Origin of the sequence: Kitasatospora sp. NPDC004615, from assembly GCF_042873545.1 — a bacterium.
Taxonomy (GTDB): Bacteria; Actinomycetota; Actinomycetes; order Streptomycetales; family Streptomycetaceae; genus Kitasatospora.
On record NZ_JBIALQ010000004.1, the window covers coordinates 181,342 to 202,981 of the forward strand.

15 protein-coding genes are annotated in these 21,640 nt (G+C 71.0%); 9 read left to right on the top strand and 6 right to left on the bottom strand.

The window, feature by feature from the left end; genetic code table 11:
- Nucleotides 1-62 precede the first annotated feature (62 nt).
- Nucleotides 63-2,420: a glycoside hydrolase family 9 protein gene (locus tag ACFYS8_RS15720; protein WP_387641115.1), complete on the top strand. Its 2,358-nt coding sequence runs from the start codon at nt 63-65 to the stop codon at nt 2,418-2,420.
- Between the two features lie 54 nt (nt 2,421-2,474).
- On the opposite strand, the gene ACFYS8_RS15725 is transcribed toward ACFYS8_RS15720, so the two are convergent.
- Together ACFYS8_RS15725 and ACFYS8_RS15730 are read right to left on the bottom strand one after the other, a co-directional pair.
- Nucleotides 2,475-3,362, bottom strand: a complete 888-nt coding sequence (locus ACFYS8_RS15725; protein WP_387642142.1) for a chitosanase — start codon at nt 3,360-3,362, stop codon at nt 2,475-2,477.
- Between the two features lie 321 nt (nt 3,363-3,683).
- The gene (locus ACFYS8_RS15730; RefSeq protein ID WP_387641118.1) at nt 3,684-4,547 is read right to left on the bottom strand and encodes an SDR family NAD(P)-dependent oxidoreductase; all 864 of its coding nucleotides are present in this window, start codon (nt 4,545-4,547) and stop codon (nt 3,684-3,686) included.
- 78 nt (nt 4,548-4,625) lie between these two features.
- Here ACFYS8_RS15730 and ACFYS8_RS15735 point away from each other — a divergent pair, with 78 nt between their 5' ends.
- Both ACFYS8_RS15735 and ACFYS8_RS15740 read left to right on the top strand, forming a co-directional pair.
- Nucleotides 4,626-5,087, top strand: a complete 462-nt coding sequence (locus ACFYS8_RS15735) for a MarR family winged helix-turn-helix transcriptional regulator (RefSeq protein ID WP_387641120.1) — start codon at nt 4,626-4,628, stop codon at nt 5,085-5,087.
- 83 nt (nt 5,088-5,170) lie between these two features.
- On the top strand, nt 5,171-6,688 hold the full coding sequence (locus ACFYS8_RS15740) for an APC family permease (RefSeq protein ID WP_387641123.1): 1,518 nt from the start codon (nt 5,171-5,173) through the stop codon (nt 6,686-6,688).
- On the opposite strand, the gene ACFYS8_RS15745 is transcribed toward ACFYS8_RS15740, so the two are convergent.
- Nucleotides 6,689-7,741: a DUF2599 domain-containing protein gene (locus tag ACFYS8_RS15745; RefSeq protein WP_387641125.1), complete on the bottom strand. Its 1,053-nt coding sequence runs from the start codon at nt 7,739-7,741 to the stop codon at nt 6,689-6,691. It lies immediately after the preceding gene.
- Nucleotides 7,742-7,869: 128 nt separating this feature from the next.
- On the opposite strand from ACFYS8_RS15745, the gene ACFYS8_RS15750 reads away from it, so the two are divergent.
- The 3 genes from ACFYS8_RS15750 (at nt 7,870) to ACFYS8_RS15760 (ending at nt 13,695) form a co-directional block, all read left to right on the top strand.
- Nucleotides 7,870-8,304 carry a hypothetical protein gene (locus tag ACFYS8_RS15750; protein ID WP_387641127.1) on the top strand — a complete coding sequence of 145 codons (435 nt, stop codon included), beginning with the start codon at nt 7,870-7,872 and terminating at the stop codon, nt 8,302-8,304.
- Nucleotides 8,305-8,639: 335 nt separating this feature from the next.
- Nucleotides 8,640-10,793 (top strand): M4 family metallopeptidase, encoded by a 2,154-nt coding sequence (locus ACFYS8_RS15755; RefSeq protein WP_387641130.1) that lies wholly within the window; start codon nt 8,640-8,642, stop codon nt 10,791-10,793.
- A gap of 133 nt (nt 10,794-10,926) precedes the next feature.
- Nucleotides 10,927-13,695, top strand: a complete 2,769-nt coding sequence (locus ACFYS8_RS15760) for an AAA family ATPase (protein WP_387641132.1) — start codon at nt 10,927-10,929, stop codon at nt 13,693-13,695.
- A 12-nt stretch (nt 13,696-13,707) separates the two neighbouring features.
- Here ACFYS8_RS15760 and ACFYS8_RS15765 read toward each other — a convergent pair whose 3' ends face one another.
- Genes ACFYS8_RS15765 through ACFYS8_RS15775 form a run of 3 tightly spaced genes read right to left on the bottom strand, consistent with a single transcriptional unit; the run spans nt 13,708 to nt 19,472 of the window.
- Nucleotides 13,708-14,913, bottom strand: a complete 1,206-nt coding sequence (locus ACFYS8_RS15765; RefSeq protein WP_387642145.1) for a pentapeptide repeat-containing protein — start codon at nt 14,911-14,913, stop codon at nt 13,708-13,710.
- The gene (locus ACFYS8_RS15770; protein ID WP_387641134.1) at nt 14,817-15,827 is read right to left on the bottom strand and encodes a hypothetical protein; all 1,011 of its coding nucleotides are present in this window, start codon (nt 15,825-15,827) and stop codon (nt 14,817-14,819) included. Before ACFYS8_RS15770 ends, ACFYS8_RS15765 begins: the two co-directional genes overlap by 97 nt.
- A 48-nt stretch (nt 15,828-15,875) precedes the next feature.
- Nucleotides 15,876-19,472, bottom strand: a complete 3,597-nt coding sequence (locus ACFYS8_RS15775; protein ID WP_387641137.1) for an NACHT domain-containing protein — start codon at nt 19,470-19,472, stop codon at nt 15,876-15,878.
- A gap of 435 nt (nt 19,473-19,907) precedes the next feature.
- Between ACFYS8_RS15775 and ACFYS8_RS15780 the strand changes: the two genes are divergently transcribed.
- The 3 genes from ACFYS8_RS15780 to ACFYS8_RS15790 all read left to right on the top strand — a co-directional run bounded on the left by ACFYS8_RS15780 (nt 19,908) and on the right by ACFYS8_RS15790 (nt 21,605).
- Entirely contained in the window at nt 19,908-20,186 is a 279-nt protein-coding gene (locus ACFYS8_RS15780; RefSeq protein ID WP_387641139.1) for a hypothetical protein, read from the top strand.
- Between the two features lie 330 nt (nt 20,187-20,516).
- Nucleotides 20,517-20,777: a hypothetical protein gene (locus ACFYS8_RS15785; RefSeq protein ID WP_387641142.1), complete on the top strand. Its 261-nt coding sequence runs from the start codon at nt 20,517-20,519 to the stop codon at nt 20,775-20,777.
- Between the two features lie 144 nt (nt 20,778-20,921).
- The gene (locus tag ACFYS8_RS15790; RefSeq protein WP_387641144.1) at nt 20,922-21,605 is read left to right on the top strand and encodes an HD family hydrolase; all 684 of its coding nucleotides are present in this window, start codon (nt 20,922-20,924) and stop codon (nt 21,603-21,605) included.
- The last annotated feature ends 35 nt before the right edge of the window (nt 21,606-21,640 follow it).

Below are 21,640 nucleotides of genomic sequence, written 5' to 3' on the forward strand. Positions count from 1 at the left end.
CCGGCCAGCGCTCTAGCTTCCTGGGACGGTAAGGAATACTTCCTAACTGTTGGGAGCTGCTGATGGTCACGCCCAGGAGACCAGCCCGACGCGCCGCCCTCGGCGGCCTTCTCGCCGCCGCGCTCACCGCCACCCCGCTCACCCTCGCCGCCGGCCCCGCGCAGGCCGCCACCACCGGAGTGGTGCGGATCGACCAGGCGGGGTTCCTGCCCGGCGAGGCGAAGCAGGCGTATCTGATGACCAGCGCCGCGGTCTCGTCCGCGAGTTATAGCGTGGTCGATGCGTCCGGCGCCACCGTCAGGACCGGAACTGTCGGCACGACCAGTCTCGGTTCGTGGAACACCGCGTATCCGGCCGTCTACCCGATCACCCTCACCGGCCTTACCGCGCCCGGTACTTACCGGGTGGTGGTCGCCGGCGGGGTCAGCGCCGCCTCGCCGAACTTCAAGGTCGCCGACCCGGCCGCGCTGTACGGCAAGTTCGTCGCGGACGGTGTCACCTTCTTCCAGACCCAGCGCGACGGCGCCGACACCGTCGCCGGCCCGCTCGGCCGGAAGCCGGCTCACCTGAACGACGCGAGCGCGAACGTCTACGCCGTCCCGTCGTTTCAGAGCGGTGGTTCCGACGTCATCACCAACAGCGACCTGTCGAAGATCGCGGGGCCGGTGAACGTCAGCGGTGGGTGGTTCGACGCCGGTGACTATCTGAAGTTCACCCACACCACGGCCTACGCGGACGCCGTCCTGCTCGCCGCCCAGCGCGCACTCGGCAGCGGCGCGCCTGCCGCACTCGGTGCGGAGGCGCAGTTCGGTGCGGCGTGGCTGAACCGGATGTGGGACCAGTCGAGCAAGACGCTGTACCTGCAGGTCGGTATCGGGTCCGGCAATGCGAGCGGCAGCTTCGTCGGCGACCACGACCTGTGGCGGCTGCCCGAGAGGGACGACTCCGACAGTGCGTCCGCCGACCGTTACGCTGCCGCGCACCGGCCGGTGTTCCGGGCCAACACGCCCGGCGGGCAGGTCAGTCCGAACCTGGCCGGGCGGGTCTCCGCCGCGTTCGCGCTGGCCGCCCAGGTGAACGCGGCCACCAACCCGACCCAGGCGCAGGCGTACTACCAGGCAGCGACCTCGCTGTACGCGCTGGCGAACACCTCCGCCCCGCCGAACCCGCTCACCACCGCCGCGCCGAACGACTACTACCCGGAGTCCACCTGGCGCGACGACATGGAGTTCGGTGGCGCCGAACTCGCCCTCGCCGCCCAGCAGTTGGGTCAGAACGCCACGCCTTATCTGACCGCCGCCGCCAACTGGGCCAAGGGCTACCTGGCCAATGACAAGGGTGACACCTTCAACCTGTACGACACCAGCGCGCTCGCCCACGCCGACCTGATCCGGGCCATCGCAGGCGCGGGCAACCCCGGCGGGCTGGCCGTCAGTTCCGCCGATCTGGTCGCCGACCTGAAGCGGCAGACCAAGGTCGGCGCCGACCGCGCCGCCGCCGACATCTTCCACGCGGGCGGGGTCTACACCGACTTCGACGCCGACTCGCACAGCTTCGGCCTGCTCGCCACCGAGGCGCTCTACAAGCAGGCCAGCGGCGACACCTCCTTCGACAACTACGCCACTCAGCAACGCAATTGGCTGTTCGGCGCGAACCCGTGGGGCACCAGCTTCATGGTCGGAGAAGGCACCACCTTCCCGCACTGCATCCAGCACCAGGTCGCCAACCTCAACGGATCCACCGACGGGACGGGCGCCATCCCGATCGGCGCGGTGGTCAACGGGCCCAACGCGTCCAGTATCTTCAGCGGCGGACTCGGCAGCTACCAGGACGGCATGAAGGCCTGCCCGCCCGGCGGCGCCGACCCGTTCAACGCGTTCACCGGCCACAGCAGCCGGTACGTGGACGACGTGCGCTCCTGGCAGACCTCCGAGCCCGCCATCGACATGACCGGTTCCGCGATCATCGGCGCCGCCCTCCAGCAGGCCGTGAACGCGCCCACCACCCCTGGCAGCGCCGTCAGTTACGAGGCCGAGGCCACCGCCAACACCCGCACCGGGCGGGCCGCCGTGCTCGCCTGCGCGGACTGCTCCGGCGGGAACCGGGTCGGCTACCTGGGCACCGTCACCGCCGGGACGGGCGCGCTGACCGTCAACGGCGTCATCGTCGCCACCGCCGGGACGTACCGGGTGCAGATCGCCTACACCAACGGGTCGGCCGGCGCCCGGACCGCCGAACTCTCCGTCAACGGCGGCCCGGTGCAGAGCGTGAGCTTCGCACCGACCGGGGCCTTCACCGCGCCCGGCACCGTCACGGTGGCGCTCGCGCTGGCGGCGGGCAGCAACAGCGTCACCTTCGCCAACCCGTCCGGCGCCGCGCCCGACCTGGACCGGCTGGTGGTGCCAGGCACCCCGGGGTGACATCCCGGGGTGCCGGCGGAGCGGTGGGGCTGTCAGGCCGGGATGGTGGGGCTGTCAGGCAGGGATGGTGTAACTGTCGCCGTACACCTGCCAGTTCAGCGGGGGCTGGAGGTCGAGGTTGCCGGCGCGCAGGAAGACCCGCTGCTCGGTGTCGATCCTGGACGTGTTGCGGTTCGGGTTGCCGGCCAGCATGTAGGCCTTGCGGGCGTCCAGGAAGGCGTCCAGGTAGGCGGTCTCGTCGCCGCCCTTCGCGGGCGTCCTGGCCTTGGTCTGGGCGGTGGCGCGGATCGCGGCGAAGCCCTGCGGGCCGTGCACCACCAGCGCGTCGTAGTAGGCGAATTGGCCGAGCGCGTGCAGCCCGTCCGTCTTGGCCTGACTCACCGCGGGGGTGAAGTACTGCCGGTCGCGTTCCTCGTTCTGGGCCTGCTGGAGCGCCGGGTCCTGCGCGGCGCGCTGCCAGTCGCCGACGAAGGTCGGGTCGAGGCCCTGGTGCGAGGGGCTGCCGTCGAGCAGCGCCAGCGCCGGCAGGTACTTGGCGAGGATGTTGCCCGGCTTGAGGGCGGTGTAGCGGGTGATCACGTCCGCCAGGTCGCCGGTGCCGGAGCAGAAGCCGATGATTCCGGCGGTGTAGCCGTTGCCGTCGCCGATGTCCTCGATGTACGGGTACTGGGAGCGCCAGTCGAGGGTGGAGTTCTCGGCGCTGGAGACCAACTCCTGCGCGTACTCCTTCCACTTCGGGTCGGTGAGGTCCGGCCGGGTGGTGGCGGGCGCGGTGGTCGCTGCCGCGGTCGGCGACGGCTTCGGCGCCGCCTGGGAGGTGGCGGTGGCGGTGCCGGTCGCGCTCGGGAGGGCGGTGGACGGGGAAGAGCCGGGTGCGGACGGGAGCGCGGTCGCGGACGGGGAGGCCGAGGAACTCGCCGCCGGGGAAGGGGAGTTCGATATGGATCCGGCGGTCGACGGCGGGGCCGAGGCCGCGCCGTGACGCCGGCCGGTAGCGGCTTCGCCCTCGGGGCCGACCACGGCGATGCCCGCGGTCACTGCCGCGGCCACCCCCACGGCCAGCGCCAGCTGGACGGGCCGCGGCCCTCTACCTGATCTGGTGCGGTTCGCGCCGCTCTGCATGGGTCGGGCTCCGTTTCCTGTCGGCTACCGCCCCGCCCGGGGGAGCGGGGCGACGGTCGGCCGGACCAACAGCCGTCGCACGCCCGAAGGTTCCACCCACCGGCTCGGGACGTCCGGATCCGGACGGGCCCTGACGTTATCTCAGAAACGGAACGACGTCTTCCCGACCCAGCCTCCGGTCAACTCCTGAACGGCCGCGCCGTCCAGGTCGGACAGCTTGGTGCCGACGAAGCCGCGGGCCGACTCGGAGGTCTGGATCCGGAACGGCGGCCGCTCGGCGGTGAGCGCCGCGACGATCGGGGCGGCCGCGTCGGCGGGGCTCTGTGCGTTGCCGAACGAGGCCCGGGCGCGATCGAGGTACGCCTCCATGGCCGGGGCGTACGGGCCGGCCTCGGCCAGCATGGCGGGAATGTCGAGCTGCTGGCTTGCGACGAACTCGCTGGCCACCGCGCCCGGTTCGACGACGGTCACGCTGACGCCCGCACTCGCCGCGACCGGGGCGAGCGACTCCAGGAAGCCTTCGGCGGCGAACTTCGCCGCGCAGTACGCCTCGTTGAACGGCTGCCCGACCACACCGCCGACACTGGTCACGGTGACCACCCGGCCGCCGGAGGCCCGCAGGTGCGGCATGGCCGCCTGGGTCGCCTCCACCACGCCGAAGAAGTTCACCTCCATCGCCCGGCGGAACGGCTCGGTGCCGCTCTGCTCGACGGTGCCGACCACCCCGGCACCCGCGTTGTTGACCAGCGCGTCCAGCCGCCCGTGCTCGGCCACCACCTCCGCCACGCAGTCGGCGACCGAGGCCGGGTCGGTGACGTCCAGCGTCTTCACCTGCACCCGCCCGGCCACCCCCGCCGCCTCGGCCGCCTCGCGCAGCGGACCGGCCTTCGCGGGGTCGCGCATGGTGGCGACCACCTGGAAGCCCGCCGAGGCGGCGGCGACGGCGGCGGCCAGGCCGATGCCGGACGAGGTGCCGGTGATCAGAACAGTGCGGGTCTCGTTCACGAGGGGCCTCCATAGTGCGTGTGTGTGCACACACCATAGGAGTGTGTGTGCGCACACGCAAATTGGTACGGTGGGGGAATGAAACGCTCCGACCTCAGCCTGGGGGAACTCACCGCCCGCGACCACGCCTTCTACGGCCTCGTCTGGGCCGGCGTGACCCTCACCGCGCAGGCCGACCGGGCCCTGCGGCGCGCGCACGACCTGCCGCTGTCCTGGTTCGAGGTGATGCTCTGGCTGGACGGCCAGGACGGGCCGGTCGCCGCCTCCGACCTGGGGGAGAAGACCCTGCTGAGCCGCAGCCAGGTCTCCCGCGTCACCGACGCGCTGGTGGCACGCGGCCTGGTCGAGCGCCTCCCGTCGCCGACCGACGCCCGCTCCGTCCGGATCGCGCTCACCGCGGCCGGCCGCCACACCTTCGCCGAGGCCGACGCCACCCGCCGCGCCGCGCTCGCCGAGTCCTTCGACGACCGGCTCGACGACCGGGACATTGAGGCGCTGGAGCGGATCTGGGCGAAGCTCAAGCGACGCGAGCGGTCGTAGGCGCCGCGGGCGGAGCGGTGCCGCGGGCGGAGCGGTGCCATGGGCGAATCGGTTCCGCGTTCCTGTGCGGACTATTGACGGGTATGGTCAACGTCCTTAACTTGAGGCGGACACTTCACTCGCCCGCACCCCCGGAGCGTCCAGTGTCCGCAGGTTTCAGCCGGAGAATCGGCCTGTTCCAGGCCACCGCGATCAACATGAGCCAGATGTGCGGGATCGGCCCGTTCGTCACCATCCCGCTGATGGTCGCCGCGTTCGGCGGCCCGCAGGCAGTCATCGGGTGGATCGCCGGCGCGCTGCTCGCCCTGGTCGACGGCCTGGTCTGGGCCGAACTCGGGGCCTCGCTGCCCGGCGCCGGCGGCACCTACGTCTACCTGCGGGAGGCGTTCCAGTACCGCACCGGACGGCTGATGCCGTTCCTGTTCGTGTGGACGGCGATGCTGTTCATCCCGCTCATCATGTCGACCGGCGTGCAGGGCCTGGTGCAGTACCTCACCTACCTGTGGCCGGGCATGACGACCGTGCAGGGCGACGTGGTCGGCGTCGCCGTGCTGGCGCTGGTGGTGCTGCTGCTGTGGCGCAAGGTCGAGAACATCGGGCGGCTGACCGTCGCGCTGTGGGGCGTGATGATCGTCTCGGTGGGCGCGGTGATCCTCGCCTCGATCACCGACTTCCACCCCTCGATGGCCTTCGAATGGCCCGCCCACGCCGTCGAGTTGACCCATGGACAGTTCTGGATCGGCTTCGCCGCCGGCCTGACCATCGGCATCTACGACTACCTCGGCTACAACACCGCCTCCTACCTCGGCGCCGAGATCAAGAACCCCGGCCGCACCATGCCCCGGGCGATCATCCTCTCGATCCTCGCCATCATGACCATCTACCTGCTGATGCAGATCGGCGTGCTCGGCGTCGTCCACTGGCAGGACATGCTCGACCCGGACAACGTCGCCTCAAAGTCCGTCGCCGCAGCCGTACTTGAGCACACCTGGGGCAGGGCCGCCGCCGACACCGTCACCGGACTGATCCTGATCACCGCCTTCGCCTCCGTGTACGCCGGACTGCTCGGCGGCTCCCGGGTGCCCTACGACGCCGCCCGCGACGGCATGTTCTTCCGCGCCTTCGGCCGGCTCCACCCCCGGCACGGCTTCCCCGTGCTCGGCCTGCTCACCATGGGCGCCGTCACCGCCGCCGGCTTCCTGATCGCCCGGCACCTCGGCAACTCCGCCGCCCACCCGCCGCTGACGGTCCTGATCACCTTGCTCACCACCGTCATGGTGATCGTCCAGGCACTCGCCCAGATCGCCGCCGTCACCGTGCTGCGCCGCCGCCAGCCGACCCTCGCCCGCCCCTACCGGATGTGGCTCTACCCGGTGCCCTCGGTCGTTGCCGCGATCGGCTGGCTGGTCATCTACGGCTGGGCGGACCGGGCCAACCCCGGTATCCACCCGATCGAATGGTCGCTCGCCTGGGTCGCGCTCGGCGGCGCCGCGTACCTGGTCTGGGCGAAGCTCGAACGGGCGTGGCCCTTCGGGGAGAAGGAGATCCGCGAGGAGTTCCTGACGGCCCGGCAGCACCCGGCCGCCGAGCCGCCCGCGTAGTCAGCCGTCGGTGTCCCAGTTGCACTTGGAGGCGAGCATCTTCTTGAGGACGGCGTCGCTGTTCCCGGTGAGGACGGGGCGCCAGGTCTCCAAGTCCCAGGTCGGACCGCCGAGGTGGCCGCCACTGGTGTCGGGGTAGGAGAACTCCGCGTGGCACAGCAGCTGTTGGTACGTCGAGTTCTGCGCGGTCTGGGTGGCGCCCGGGAACATCCGGGTGTTGGACCACACCTGCCGCCAGTCCTCGTTCACGTCGCTCGCGGCGTCGTCGCCGCCCAGCACCTTCTTGAACGCGGCGGGCGTCGGGGTGACGTGGACGGACGTGTAGCGGCTGTCGGTCCAGTTGACGTAGACCTCGGTCTTGACCACCCACTTGGTGTTGGTGATGCCGCCGTAGCCGATGCACGCGGACTGGCAGGCCTCGAAGGCGTCGGCCTGGCCGCCGCTCCACAGCAGGTACTTGCCGGACTGGAAGTCCTGCCGCACGCCCTTGTTGTCGTCGACGTTGCCGCCGACGTTTCCGGTGCTGTACTCGTCGCTCGTGGGGTAGCCGTACGTCCCGCGCTCGTACCCGTACTGCCCCCACCACCAGCCGATGTTGCCGTGCACCGCGTGCGCCCCGGTGCTGGGGGACCAGTACACCGTGGCGCCCTGGAACTGCTGGCGGACGCCGACCCCGTCGGGGTTCTTCAACTCGTCGCTGATCGGGTACCCCAAGTACCCGCCCTCCCAGCCGTGTTGACCCCACTCGTCGCCGATGAGCCCCCACACGGCGTGCGCGCCGGTGGCCGGGCTCCAGTAGATCGAGCCGTTGTCGAAGACCTGCCGGCGGCCGACCCCGTCCGGCAGGCCGAGTTCGTCGCTCTTGGGACAGCCGAGGGCCTGCCGTACGCCGGGCGCCTGGGTGTACTCGGTCCAGATCGCGCCGTCGACGGAGTAGGTGCCGCAGATGACTTCGGCGGATGCGGGGGTGGCCTGGATGGTCGTCAGCAGGGAGGCGCCGGCCGCGAAGGCGGCGAGGGTAGCGAGGAACCGCGGAGCTGCTGGTCCGTTCATGACCAGCAGTATCCGTGGAGATGGATGGTATACGCAGGATCAGAAAGAGCCAAAGTTCGCGGTCACTTGAGAATCTGCCGGGACGGGGGAGTGATGTGCCCTGACGGCCGCCACGTACTCTCGGCCGCATGAACGCCGAACTGACCGACCGGGCGCGCCGCTTCGTCGCCATCCACGGCGTGCGGACACCTCGGCCACCGTTGAACCGGAGCTGGTGGCGCGAGCACGGCATACCTGAGGAAGTCATCGACCGGATGGCCGCCTTCGAGCAGGCGTGGGGCGGCCTGGTGCTCCCACCCGCCAACGACTACGAGGGCGGGCCGAAGCCGTTTCTTGCGGACGTACCCGAGGAGGACGAGCAGGGCTGGTGGTTCTGGGCGGGGGAGCAGCGGGCGTCCGTGCCGTTCGCGTTCTACGTCGGCCCGAACGAGGAGTTCTGCCTGACCGCCGGGCGGCCGATCCGGCTGTACGGCAGCACTGCGGGCGGACGGTTGGTGGCGTGGTGCGGACTCGCTGATCGAGGTGCATCGCGGGGAATACGAGCGCTTCCACCGGCCCGGTGAGCGTGTGCATGGACGGAGCCGGACGGCGCTGGTCTACGAGGGGCTCGACCGGTGGGGGCTCGGGTTGTCGCTGCGCCGAATGATTCGGCAACTCGGCAACGCGCAGGGTCGACGCGCCGGGGCAAATCGCACCCTGACAGCGCGTCAGGGGTGGCCCCGTGAAAGGCCAAGGATCACCCTTGCGTCGCCCTTGTGGGGTCGGCGAGGGAATGTCGCGGGAGCCCCCGGTGGATCTAGCGTCCTGCCGCCGAGCCGAATTCGGCCGCGACACCACACCCCTCGGTGTCGGCGGCCGTCCCCCACCAACGACCCCGGCTCGGTGGGAGGAATACCCGATGAACCGCAAGACCGCCCTGGCGGCAGCTGTTGCGGCCGCCCTCACCCTGGGCACCGCCGCGATGGCCACTTCGCAGAGCGTCGCGCAGGCCAGCCCCACCACCAAGCCCGGTTCCGGCTTCCAGGCGATGAGCACGGCGGGCCGGCTCGCGGCCATGGACCAGGCCGGCAAGGAGGCCGCCGCCACAGCGAAGGCGCTGGGCCTCGGGCCGGACGAGCGTCTGCTGGCCAAGGACGTCCTGGTCGACAACGACGGTGCCCGGCACGTGCGTTACGACCGCACCTACCGCGGCCTGCCCGTGGTCGGCGGCGACCTGATGGTGCACCGCGCCGCGAACGGCAAGGTCACGTCCACCACTTGGGCGCACGAGGGTGCGCTGAAGGTCGCGGGTGTGACGCCCAAGCTCTCCACGCAGGACGCGTCGAAGGCCGCCGAGCGCAGCGCCAAGCACGTCGAGGAGGCCCGCACCAGCAACCTGGACAGCAGCCAGCTGGTGGTCTGGGCGGTGGGCAAGGTCCCGGTGCTCGCCTACCGCAGCACCGTCACCGGCGCGGGCGAGGCCGGCGCGAACACCCGTGAGGCGGTCCTCGTCGACGCGGCAAGCGGCGCCGTCCTCGACCAGTACGAGGTCAACCCGGAGATCTCCGGCACCGGCAACGGCGTCAACGTCGGCCAGGTCTCCCTGGAGACCAGCCAGGGCGGCAGCGGTTACACGCTGACCGACGCGCTGCACGGCTCCACGGTCGTCTACGACTCGTACAACAGCCCGCAGTCCAACCCGGCGCAGAACGCCCGCACGTTCAGCAAGTCCACCAACTCCTGGGGCAACGGCTCCACTTCGAGCCGAGAGAGCGCCGCCGTGGACGCCTCCTACGGTCTCGCCAAGACCTGGGACTTCTACAAGAACACCTTCAACCGCAGCGGCATCCGCAACGACGGCCGCGGCGCGCCGGCCTATGTGCACGTGGACAACCAGCTGCTGAACGCGTTCTACGACGACAGCTGCTTCTGCATGTCGTTCGGCGACGGCTCCTCGCAGAACGGCAACACGCCGCTCACCGCCCTCGACGTGTCCGGCCACGAGATGAGCCACGGCGTCACCGCCGCCACCGCCAACCTGAACTACTCGGGCGAGTCCGGCGGCCTGAACGAGGCCACCTCGGACATCTTCGGCACCATGGTCGAGTTCTACGCCAACAACAGCACCGACCCCGGTGACTACTACATCGGCGAGAAGCTGCACATGGGCAACGGCTACCTGCGCCGGATGGACAACCCGGCCGCCGACGGCAACTCGCTTTCCTGCTACAGCAGTCGGGCCGGCTCGGTGGACGTGCACTACTCCTCCGGCATCGCCAACCACTTCTTCTACCTGACCGCCGAGGGCACCGGCGCCAAGACCATCGGCGGCCTGTCGCACAACGGCACCCCGTGCAACGGCGACAACTTCAACGGCATCGGCAAGGACAAGGCGGCGGCCATCTGGTACCGCGCCCTGACCACCTACATGACCTCCACCACCAACTACTCCTCGGCCCGCACCGCCACCCTGCAGGCCGCCGCCGACCTGTACGGCGCCAACTCGCAGGAGCGGTACATCGTTTCGAAGGCCTGGGCCGCCGTCTCGCTCGGCACCGCCCTGCCCGACCCGGGCGGCTCCACCGGCAGCCCGAGCCCGTCCCCGTCCGGCTCGCCCACCGGCAACCCGAACCCCGGAAACGCCCTCACCAACGGCGACTTCGAACAGGGGGCCACCGGCTGGACGCAGAGCGCCAACGACATCACCAACTCCAACCAGCAGACCCCGCACGGCGGTTCCTGGTACGCCTGGATGATGGGCTACGGCTCCGCCAACAGCGAGACCCTCGCGCAGAGCAACATCGCGGTGCCCGCCACCGGCAGCCCCAAGCTCACCTTCTGGCTGAAGGTCACCACCGCGGAGACCGGCACCACGCCGTACGACACCCTGAAGGTCAACGTCAACGGCGCCACCCTGGCCACCTACTCCAACGCCAACGCGAGCGCCGGATACGTGCAGAAGACCATTGACCTGAGCGCCTACCGCGGCCAGACCGTCAACCTTCAGTTCGCCGGCCAGGAGGACGCCTACCTGGCGACCACCTTCCTGCTCGACGACGTCGGCATCGGCTGACCAGGCCACCTGCCCACTGCCCGGTCGACCCCCGATCGGGCAGTCTTAAAGGGGACTTAACGCTGAGTCGCGACAGTGTCGTGTTCATGTGACACCCTCGCGCAAGCCCGGCGAAGGCGGCACACTGACCGCCATGACCGGCTTTCTCCCCGGCCCGGCCGGACCAGTCAACACCACGGCAGGTCCGGCCAGGCCCGCACTCGTCGACCGTGCGCAACTGCTCGCCGACATCCGTGCCACCCTCGCCGCCACCGGCGGTGTCCTGCTCCACGGCCCGGCGGGCATCGGCAAGACCGCACTGCTCGACGCACTTGCCCAACAGGCCGACGCGGCAGGGGAGTCGGTCCTGCGCAGCAGCCCCACTGCCGCCGAGGCCGAGCTGCCGCACCTCGCCCTGATCGACCTGCTCGGCGAGACCCTCCCCGCGCTCGCAGAGGAACTCCTCCCCAGCCACTTGCGCCACGCCCTCGAATGCGCGCTGCTGCACCGTGCCCCCCAACCCGGCGCCGCCACCGACCCGTTGGCCGTCCGCGTCGCCGTCCTGGAGACCCTGCGACGGCTCGCCGGACGCGGCCCCGTGCTCGTCCTGCTCGACGACACCCAGTGGCTCGACGAGGCCAGCCGCCAGGTCATCGCCTTCGTTGCCCGCCGCCTCACCGACCGCCGGGTCCGGTTCGCCGTCACCGAACGCACCGAACACGCCGACGCCGCCCCCACCATGGGCGCCCTCTGCCCGCCCACCGCCCTCGACCTCCCCGTCGGCCCGCTCGGCGAACGCGGCACCGGCGCCCTGCTGCGCGAACGGCTCGGCCTGCGCCTCGGCGGCCTCACGCTCGGCCGGGTGCACGCCGTCAGCGGCGGAAACCCGTACTACGCCCTGGAGTTGGGCCGCTCACTGGCCGCCGGCGGCAGCGACGCCGCACTCGCCGCCGACCCCGCCCGCCCACTCGACGTCCCGCACCGGCTGCGCGCCCTGGTCTCCGCCCGCCTCACCGAACTCCCCGGCACCGCCCGCGCCGCCCTCACCGTGCTCGCCGCCGCCCGCACCGGCACCGGCCTGCCCGCCACCGTCACCGAACCCCTCGCCGCCGCCCACCGCCACGGCATCGTCCGCCAAATCCCGGCCGGCACACCCCAGTTCAGCCACCCCCTGATCGCCGAAGTGGTCCTCGCCGACGCCACCCCCGCCGCCCTGCGCGACGCCCACCGCCTGCTCGCCGCCCTCACCGCCGACCCCGTCGAACAGGTCCGCCACCAGGCCCTCGCCGCCGAACACCCCGACCCGCGACTCGCCTCCCGGCTCACCCGCGCCGCCGACACCGCCCTCACCCGCGGCGCCCCCGGCACCGCCGCCGAACTCCTCCGCCACGCCGCCCACCACACCCCCGACCCCGACACCGCCGGACGCCGCCTGCTCGCAGCCGCCCGCAACGCCGCCGCCGCCGGACTGCCCGACCTCGCCCGCGCCAGCGCCGAAGCCCTGCTCACCGCCCCCGCCGCCGACCTGCGCGTGCACGCCCGACTCCTGCTCGCCCGCCTGCTCGGACCCGACCACCCCGGCGCCGAAGCCCTGCTCACCGCCGCCGCCGACGACACCGGCGGCCACCCCGCCCTCACCGCCGCCGTCCACCAGGAACGCGCCGTCCGCGCCCTGCACCGCGGCGACCGGGCAGCAGGATTCGCCGAACTCGAGACCGCCGAGAAGCACGCCGACCACGCCGACAACCCCGACCTGCTCGTCGAACTCCTCGCCCTGCGCGGCCCCATCACCCTGCTCACCGACCCCGCCCACGGCCTCGCCCTGCTCGAACGCGGCTGCCGCCTCGCCGCCGGCCGACCCCCCACCGCCGCCGCCGTCGTCTGCCGCGAAGGCCTCGCCGTCGCCGCCCTGCGCAGCGGCGACACCCACCGCGCCCTCGCCGAGGTCGAGACCCTGCGCACCGAGACCGAAGCCGCCGGCCGCACCGAGGACCTCGCCAACGTCCTCTACATCGCCGCCTCCGTCCTTGAGCGCGCCGGACGCTGCACCGAGGCCTACGCCGCCGGCCGCGCCGCCCACGACCTGCGCGAACGCATCGAACCCACCCCCGGCCCCGCCCGCGTCCTCGGCGGCGCCGCCGAACTCAACGGCGGCACCGCCGAACGCGCCGCCCACCTCCTCGACTCCGCCATCCGCGCCGCCGAGGACGACCACGACCACGAATGGCTCGCCTACGCCCACGGACTGCGCGGCCGGGCGTCCTTCCTGCTCGGCCACCTCCCGATGGCCGTCCACCACCTCACCCGCTGCCAACTCCTGCTCCGCCGCATGCAGTTCACCGACCCCAGCCTGTTCCTGGTGGACGCCGACCTCGCCGAATCACTTGCTCTCTCCGGCCGCCCCGCCGACGCCGCCGACACCCTCGCCGACGCCCGCGACCGCGCCACCCGCCTCGGCCGCGACGTCGTCCTCCTCGGCCTGCACCGCGCCGAAGCCCACCTCACCGCCCTCACCGACCCTCGCCACGCCGCCGACACCCTCCGCGCCCTCCTCCCCGCCGCCCACCCCTACCCCCTCGAACTCGCCCGCGCCCACCTGGCGTTGGGCACCCTCGAACGCCGCGCCCGCCGCCGCGCCGCCGCCCGCACCGCCCTCCAGGACGCCCAGGCGCTGTACACGGCCGCCGGGTGCCTGCCGTGGCTGCGGCACGTCGAGACGGTGCTGGCTTCCCTCGACGCGCTGGAGGCCGACCCGACGCCGACCCAGCAGCAGATCCTCGGGCTGATCCGCACCGGGGCGACCAACCGGGAGATCGCGGCGACGCTGCACCTGTCGGTGAAGGCCGTCGAGGCGAACCTGACCCGGCTGTTCCGGCAGTACGGGGTGCGGGGGCGGGCGGAGCTGGCCAAGTGCCAGGAGTAGGTGGGGTGTTGGTCAGCCGTCGACGATGATGCCGCCGAGCCGGACGATGGTGGCGAGGGTGTCGTCGTCGAACCCGCAGTCCCGGGAGAACCGGGTGCCGCGCAGGCGGTCGGTGAGCGGGGTCCGGGCCAGGATCTCGCCGGTGCGGAAGTCGAGCAGCCAGAGTTCGCCCACCCTGGTCGCGACGGCAAGCCGCTCACCGGCGGGGTCGGCCCAGATCCCGTTGACCGGAACCCCGATGGCGCACTCCCAGACCGGATCGACGGCCTCCGCCGCCATCGACCACGCCGTGAGCCGCCCGTGCTGGGCGAGCACCGCCAGCCCGATGGCGGCACGGAACGCGAACGCTTCGAGGTCGGTGTCCCCCTCGACCCGCAGCGGCAGGCCCTCGGGCCGGACGAGAGCCTGCTGGGCAATGGCGTCGATCGCCATGACGGGGCGCCCGCCGAGAAGGACCAGCTGACTGTCCCCGGACCCCGCCTGGGCGTCGTCGCCGTCATGGTGCAGCACCGCGACAGTCCGCCAGCCGTTCGGCGCGTCACTGTCGGGGACGAGGTAGAGCATCCGGTCGTCGTCGATGGCGATTACGCTCGCCCGGAAGTCACCGCCGAGAATCACCCAGTGCCGGGCGCCGCCGGCGGGCGGAGTCCAGTACTCGATCTCCCGGCCGGTCTGCGGATCGTGGAAGCGACCCTCCGTCGGCTCTATCAGCACCTGTCGGCCACGCCAGTGGACGGGCATCAGCATCGACCCGTTGAACACAGTGCCGCTCGCGGGCCGGCCGGCCCGGGTGTCGACCAGCCGGCCAGACTCGAAGTCGGCGGTCCACCAGACAGATTCGGTCCACTCGTGGAGGAACAGGGCATCGGTGAGGTCGAACCGCTGGGGAGGCCCGGCCGGGAGGCCACCGGGCCAGTACAACGCCCGGTCGCTCCGCCAGACCACGAGCTCCCCGCCAGCGGTGAGCAGACCGTTCCAGCCCTCGGCGGTCAGGAGGATCGACGACGAGAGCTGCGCGCCCGTCAGATCGGCCCCGGCGAGGTCAGTGCCCCTCAGGTCCGCCTCTGTGAGGTCCGCGCCACGCAGATCCGCGCGCGCCAGCGAGAGGTGACGGATGTCCTTTACCCAGGCGCCGAGCCCCCTGAGGTCGAGTCCGGCCAGCCGCGCCTCCTCCAGATGGCCATCGGCCTCGGCGAGCAGGCGCAGGCAGTTGAGCAGCGGCCTGCCCGGGCTGCTCGCGTGTGCCAGTTCCAGCAGCCGGGTGCGGTGGTCCGGGTGCTCGCGGACCATGGTGGCCAGGAACTCGAACACCGCGTCGTCCGACCCCAGTTCGCAGAAGGTATCGGCCAGCACCTCGGTCGGCTCGGGGCGATGCCCCAGCCCTCCGCCGCGTCGGTCGAATCGGCGAGCCCGGCAAGGGTGTTGAGATGGTGCGGCCCCAACTCGCCCGCCACGCACAGCATCACCGTCCGGTCGAAGCGCCCCCGGCGACGCGGAATGTCGACCAGCAGCGCGATCGCGTCCTCCCCGACCGGCCACTGCCCCTGCCGGATCTCGTACCCGACCGCCCGGAACCACTCCTCGGCGTCCCGCGCCAGCCGCTGCGCGGGCGTGAGCTCGGCCCGCCCGGGCTCGATTCGCAGCCGCCGGCCCTCCTCCTCGTCCCGCGTCCGGCTCACCTGGCTGAGCAGCGCCTTGACGGTCTCCTCCAACCGCGCCTCGTGCGGCGCCCGTGTCCGGTCCACCACCTGCTCGAACGCGGCGGCGAACGCGTCCACGTGCTCCTCGAACCCGTGCCCGAGATGCCCGAACTCCCCGGTCTCCCGGTTCCGTTCGACCGCCTCGGCGACCTCGCGGCGCACCCGCGTCAGATCCCGGAGCTCGAACGACCGGCGGAACGACCCGACTACGTACTCGTCCCGGAACACCGCCAGCACCGACTCCGCACGACCCGCGCAGTACTCGATCAGCGCGACGGCGTAAATCCCGTCGAAGTCCTGCGGCGGCTTCCGCGGATCCAGCCTGACGGCCTTCAACGCCCGCAGCACCCGCTCCTGCCGCATCGCCGCATCCGTCAGCGGCTTAGCCACCAACTTCCCGAGCACACCCGCCGCCGTCGCAACCACCGACATCCCGCTGCCCCCTTCGCTCCACCCGAACCCTATCCGCCGGACAGACCGTCAGTCGGAGACCAGGCCACCGAGCCGGACGATCGCGTCGAGGGTCGCGTCGTCGAGCCCGCAACCACGGGAGAACCGGGCACCGCGCAGGCGGTCGGTGAGGGCGGCGTGGTCGAGCATCTCGCCAGTGCGGAAGTCGAGCAGCCAGAGCTCTCCGAGGCGGGTCAGCACGGCGAGGCGGTCGCCGGAGGGCGGGGCGAAGAGGGCTTGGATGCCGAGGGCCGGTACGCCGACCTCCCACGACGGCTCGGTGGCCGGGCTGCCGGGCTGCCAGCCGCAGAGACGGTGGTCGGCCAGTGCGGCGGCCGCCATTCCGGAGGCAGCACGGAATACGAACTGCTCAATGTCCTCCCCGAACGGGAGAGACAGTCCATCCGGGTCGAGCAACGCACTCGCCGTGGTGCTGTCGGCGGCCGCAACCGGCGTTCCGTCGAAGTAGAGCAGGGCGCTCTCTGCCCCTAGGGTCAGCCCAATGCGGCTGTACGGCTTGCCGGCTGTGGAAGCGATCTCCACCGGCCGCCATCCGCCGGAAGGCGCGGGGTCGGCCGTGAGGAAGCGGAGCGAGTCCTGTGTCACGGCCAGGAGGCACAGGTGACCGCTGCCCGGGATGGTGGTGTAGTTGTCGTCCTCTCCGAGCGGGAGCACGAGTTCACCTGCGGACTGCCCGGTTTCGGGGTCGGTGAGGATGAATCGGGGCACGGGTGAGTCCGAGAAGGTCAGCAACACGTGACGGCTGCCCTGAACGGCCAGTGCAGGGGCGGGACTTCGTGTTGTCGCCGTGATCGTCCCGGTGCGCAGGTCGACCAGCCTGCGGCCCGCCCGGAAGGTGTCGGCGTCCCATCTCTGCAGCTGGGTGTCGAGGCGCGCGTGTGCCGGAACGCTGCTCGGTGTCGAGGCGATTTGGCCGTCGGGCCAGAGCAGAGCCCCGCTTATGGCTGCGATCATCAGTGCGCCGTCGGAGTTCATCAGCCCACAGACGTAAGGTCCGCTGACGTCCTCGTCGCCGAGCACGCTGGTGTCGGAGATCCGCGCTTCGCGTAGGTCCGCTCCCGAGAGATCGGTGCTGTGCGCCCGGACGCCCTCGATCAGCGTGCTGCGCAGGTCTGCGCCGGCCAACGAGAGTGTGAGGTCCGAATACCCGTTGCCGAGGCCTTCCAGGTCGAGCCCGCTGAGATCAAGTCCCGCCAGGCTGTGGCCCGTGGCGAGGAGGAGATTGAGGCAGTTGGCGGCGAGCCAGCTCGGGCTGTGCAGCTTGGTGTCCTCAGTGGCCCGAGCGACGTCCAGAAGACGGTTCTGGTGGGCGGGTCGGGACCTGACGATCGAGCTGAGGAAGTGAAGGACCGCGGCCTCAGCCGGCATGTGGCCTAAGGTCTTTCCCAACAGCTCGACCGGTTCGGGAACGAACCGGCCGAGGGCCGGCAAGGCACCCTCCGGAGACCGGGACGCGAAGTAGTCCGACCAGGTCCACTCGGCTTCGACACCGTCCGACGGCTGCTCGGCCGGCTGGACGGCCGCGAGGAAGTCGTCGATTAGCAGCCCGAGTTCGCCGGCGAACTTGAACGCGACCAGGAACTCCAGCAGGGACTTGTGCGACGGACCGTAGTTGCCCTCGGCGTCCCGCACGAACATGCCCTGGTTGCGCATGTCCTGTTCCCAATAGTCCAGATCCTTTGCGCTCTCGACCACGCTGCCGAAGCAGGAACGCAGATGCTCGGGGAAGTCGCGGTAGTTGAGGCTCAACTTCTGCTCGGACAGCATCTTCCACGCGACCTCGCAGAGGAAGTACAGCTTGTCGGCGCGCGAGGTGAAGGTCCGCTCGGCGTGGATGTCGCGGTCCATCTTCCGGCTGATCGCGTACAGGTAGATCCGGGCGAGGTCGATCTCCGCGCCCTGCTCGATCTCCGGCAGCGCGTCGATCACCAGCTCCGACATGACCGGACGGCGCATCAGCTCGCGAACATCGGGGTGGTTCATGACCATCCGGACCTGCGGCTCGTCGAGCCCGAACGACAGCAGCATCTCCACCTGCTCGTCGTCGAACGGCACCAGGTCGACGATGTCGAAGACGGGCCCGTCCAGAGCAGTTCCGGCGCGCGGGAGCCCCACCTTCGCACTGAACAGCTCGCGCGCCTCCTGGGCGTGGCGGAAGTGTTCCTTGCGGCTGCTCAGCAGGACCTTGCTGCCGGGCTCGACCACGGTGGCGAGCTCCCAGAAGTTGGCAACCACGGTGTGGCGATCGGTGCGGGCGGCCATCTCGTCGAAGCCGTCGAAGATGAGCAGCAGCCGGCCCATTCGGTTGAGCACCCGCACCACGTCGGAACTGCCCAGGTTGACCTTGTGCTTGTTGAAGAAGAACTCCGCCAGCAGGCCCTGCACCGTGGTCTGCTTGGCGTAGTCGCGCAGCGGTATCAGCAGCGGGATCCGGGGGCGGGGCACGCCGCGCCGCTTGGCGTCCCGCCACGCCTGCACCATGGTGTAGGCGAGGTGCAGCGCGAACCAGGACTTGCCCATGCCGAACTCGCCGAGCACGGACAGGTGTTGCTTGGCCGGCTCGTCCAGCCAGCGGGCCACGTAGTCGTCCAGGCCGCCGCTCTTCCAGTCGTACCTGCTGGTGGCGAGAGGCTGCCCGGTGGCCGGGTCGATCTCGGCCTTCTCGCAGGACAGCGGCACGTACCGGGTGTCGATGCCGCGCCGTCGCACCTCCTCCTCCACCCACGCCAGGTACGGTTCGAAGTCGGCCACCAGGTCGATCAGGTCGTCGAACGCGTAGGCGTACAGGCGGTCTTCGCTCCGGTCCGCCAACTCGCGGGCGGCCGCGCTGACCCGCAGGCGGGCGATGCCCCAGCCCTCGGCGGCGCGGTGCTGCTCGGTGAGTTCGGCGAGCAGGTTGAGGTGGTGCGGGCCCAACTCGCCTTCTACGCACAGCATCAGCATGCGGTCGAACTGGCCGGGCCGCAGCCGCGGGATGTCCACCAGCAGGGCCACGCTGCCGTCGGGGGCCGGCCACTCGTGGTGGATTCCGTAGCCGACTGCGCGGAACCATTCGGTGGCGTCCTGGGCGAGTCGTTGCGCGGGCGTCAGGCGGGACCGGGCCGGTTCGATGTGCAGCCGGTGGCGTTCCTCCTCGTCGCGGGTGCGGCCGGCCTGCTCCAGCAGGGCGTCGAGTTTGGCGTCGGAGCGGATTTCGTGCGGGGTCCGGCTGTTGTTCAGGACGGAGTCGAACGCGGTGACGAAGCCGTCCACGTGCTCGTCGAAACCGTGGTCGAGGTGCCCGAACTCGCCGGTCTCCCGGTTGCGTTCGACGGCATCGGTGATCTCCCGGCGCAGCCGGGTCCAGTCGTGGTCGTGGAAGGAGCGGCGGAAGGCATCCAGGACGTAGGTGTTACGGAAGACGGCGAGCACCGACGCCGAACGGTCGTTGCAGTACTCGATCAGGGCGATGGTGTAGATGCTGTCGAAGTCCCGGGGCGGCCGGCGCGGGTCGAGTTTCACGGCTTTGAGGACGCGCAGCACTTCTTCGCGCCGCATCGCCGCGTCGGTGAGCGGCTTCGCCACCAGCCGCGCGAGAAGCCCTGCCGCCGTCGCCACCAATGACATCCCGCTGCCCCCTCGTTCCGCCTGCCCCCGCCCGAACCCTATCGGGCCGTCGCGACGCGGTTCGACGGCCCGTCAGGTAACGGATCGGTCAATCGGGTTCGGCCCGGCCGGGACGTCAGGACAGCCCGATGCCGACGACCGGCCACATGTTCGAAGGGGAGTGCCTGCCGGTGGAGCGCTTTCCTGTCCGCGTTCTGACGGATCGTCACAGTGGCTCGCGAACGTCCGATTCGGACCCGCGTGCGCTTCCCGGGCGACCACCCAGGGGTGAACCTTCGGACTGCTGTTCCCCCGCCCGCGCAAGGGTCGCTGACTTCCCGTCAGGACCAGACGGACGCATGTTCCCTTTGCGGGCCTCCGGATCCCGTGGCTGTCTGGATCTCGGCAGGGCCACCACCGAGCCCCGCCGGAAACGACTACTCGGAGGAGATTCTCATGCGTGCTATCAAGCGTGTTCTGGCCATCGGCGCCCTCGCCGCCCCCCTGGTGATCGGCTGCGCCGGACTCGCCTCCGCCCACGAAGGCCACGAGGGCCACGAAGGCCCCGAGGCCCACTTCTCGCAGAGCCACTTCGTCGCCAACGAGGAGGTCGCCGGCGAGTCCAAGGTGTTCTCCGAGGTCGAGCCGGGCGGCGTCGAGCACGGTGAGGCTTGTGTCTTCGCCGGCGACGAGGGCGTCGAAGGCTCGCACACCGAGTCCGGTGCCCACTTCTAAGGGCTGACCGGAAGAATCACATTCAGGTGCCCGGCGGGAACCCCACCCGCCGGGCACCTTCGTGTGTCGAGGCAGCGGGCATCGCCGCCGAGCGGGTCGACCACTTGTTCGACAGGCGACCCGGCCCCGGGCGCCGGTGCAGCCCGGGCGACCACTCAGGGGTGAACCTGCGAGGCGCCCCTCCCGTGCTGGCGCAAGGGCGGCTGACGGATCGTCGGGACCACACGGAGGCAGCACCCTTTTGCGGGCCTCCGGATCCCGTGGCGTTCTGGAGTCGGCGGGGCCACCGCCGCGCCCCGCCGCCGAAACAACTACTCGGAGGAGATTCTCATGCGTGCTATCAAGCGTGTTCTGGCCGTCAGCGCTCTCGCCGCCCCGCTCGTCGTCGGCTGCGCCGGCCTCGCGTCCGCCCAGGAAGACCTCAGCGCAAACTTCGACCAGGGCCAGTTCGCCGCGAACCAGAGCGGTGCCGGCGAGGCCGACACGACTTCCGTCGTGTCCCCCTACGGCGTTCAGCACACCGACTTCATGATCTGGGCCGACGACAGCGGCGTCTCCGGCGCGTTCAACGGAGCGGGTGCCTCCTATTAGAACGGCCAGAACTGCAGAGCGGTGCCCGGCGGTCGGGGTACCCGCCGGGCACCGCCGCGTGTCGGCGCAAGGCAACCGGATCCCATTGGGAATCCAGCAAACTGATTGAGCGTCAAGTGGCAGCGCCGTGGCACGATGGGCCTCATGAGTGACGCTCCGCACCCCCTGCTGGTGGACCGCACGCCCTTCCCCGACGGCATCGACGCGCGTCTGCGTGCCCAACTGACCTTCCTGGTCGAGATCGACCGGCTCAAGACCATTCTGCGGCAGTCGCCGCTGGTGGCGGCCGAGCGCCGCGAGAACGACGCCGAGCACTCCTGGCACCTGGCGATGATGGTGACCCTCCTCGCCGAGTACGCGGACGAGCCGATCCACGTGGGCCGCACCGTCCAACTCGTCCTGCTGCACGACCTGGTGGAGATCCACGCCGGGGACACGCCGCTGTACGACGCGGAGGCGGGCGTTGATCAGGCGGAGCGCGAGTCCGCGGCTGCGGACAAGTTGTTCGGGCTGTTGCCGAAGGATCAGGCCCGGTGGATGCGGGAGTTGTGGGACGAGTTCGAGGAACGCCGTACCCCGGAGGCCCGGTTCGCGAAGGCGATGGACCGGTTGCAGCCGCTGCTGCTCAACTGGATGGCGCACGGCGGTACTTGGCGCACCCCTGGGGTGACGGCGGACGATGTGCGTGCCCGCAAGGCGGTGATCGGTGACGCGTCGTCGGCGCTGTGGGCGGCGGGGCGGCGGCTGATCGACGAGGGCGAGCGGCGCGGCTGGTCACGGAGCGGCGGCGGCAGCGGCAGCGGCAGCGGCGGCGTCGAGCAGGTCTGAGAAAAGCGACCGGGAGGGTGCCGTCCCGCACGGCA

What these genes read in the sequence shown, in the direction of transcription:
- ACFYS8_RS15720 (WP_387641115.1), top strand. Translation starts at nt 63, where the DNA reads ATGGTCACGCCCAGGAGACCAGCCCGACGCGCCGCCCTCGGCGGCCTT.
- ACFYS8_RS15735 (WP_387641120.1), top strand. Translation starts at nt 4,626, where the DNA reads ATGAAACGCTCCGACCTCAGCCTGGGGGAACTCACCGCCCGCGACCAC.
- ACFYS8_RS15740 (WP_387641123.1), top strand. Translation starts at nt 5,171, where the DNA reads ATGGTCAACGTCCTTAACTTGAGGCGGACACTTCACTCGCCCGCACCC.
- ACFYS8_RS15745 (WP_387641125.1), bottom strand. Translation starts at nt 7,741, where the DNA reads ATGAACGGACCAGCAGCTCCGCGGTTCCTCGCTACCCTCGCCGCCTTC.
- ACFYS8_RS15750 (WP_387641127.1), top strand. Translation starts at nt 7,870, where the DNA reads ATGAACGCCGAACTGACCGACCGGGCGCGCCGCTTCGTCGCCATCCAC.
- ACFYS8_RS15755 (WP_387641130.1), top strand. Translation starts at nt 8,640, where the DNA reads ATGAACCGCAAGACCGCCCTGGCGGCAGCTGTTGCGGCCGCCCTCACC.
- ACFYS8_RS15760 (WP_387641132.1), top strand. Translation starts at nt 10,927, where the DNA reads ATGACCGGCTTTCTCCCCGGCCCGGCCGGACCAGTCAACACCACGGCA.
- ACFYS8_RS15770 (WP_387641134.1), bottom strand. Translation starts at nt 15,827, where the DNA reads ATGTCGGTGGTTGCGACGGCGGCGGGTGTGCTCGGGAAGTTGGTGGCT.
- ACFYS8_RS15775 (WP_387641137.1), bottom strand. Translation starts at nt 19,472, where the DNA reads ATGTCATTGGTGGCGACGGCGGCAGGGCTTCTCGCGCGGCTGGTGGCG.
- ACFYS8_RS15780 (WP_387641139.1), top strand. Translation starts at nt 19,908, where the DNA reads ATGCGTGCTATCAAGCGTGTTCTGGCCATCGGCGCCCTCGCCGCCCCC.
- ACFYS8_RS15785 (WP_387641142.1), top strand. Translation starts at nt 20,517, where the DNA reads ATGCGTGCTATCAAGCGTGTTCTGGCCGTCAGCGCTCTCGCCGCCCCG.
- ACFYS8_RS15790 (WP_387641144.1), top strand. Translation starts at nt 20,922, where the DNA reads ATGAGTGACGCTCCGCACCCCCTGCTGGTGGACCGCACGCCCTTCCCC.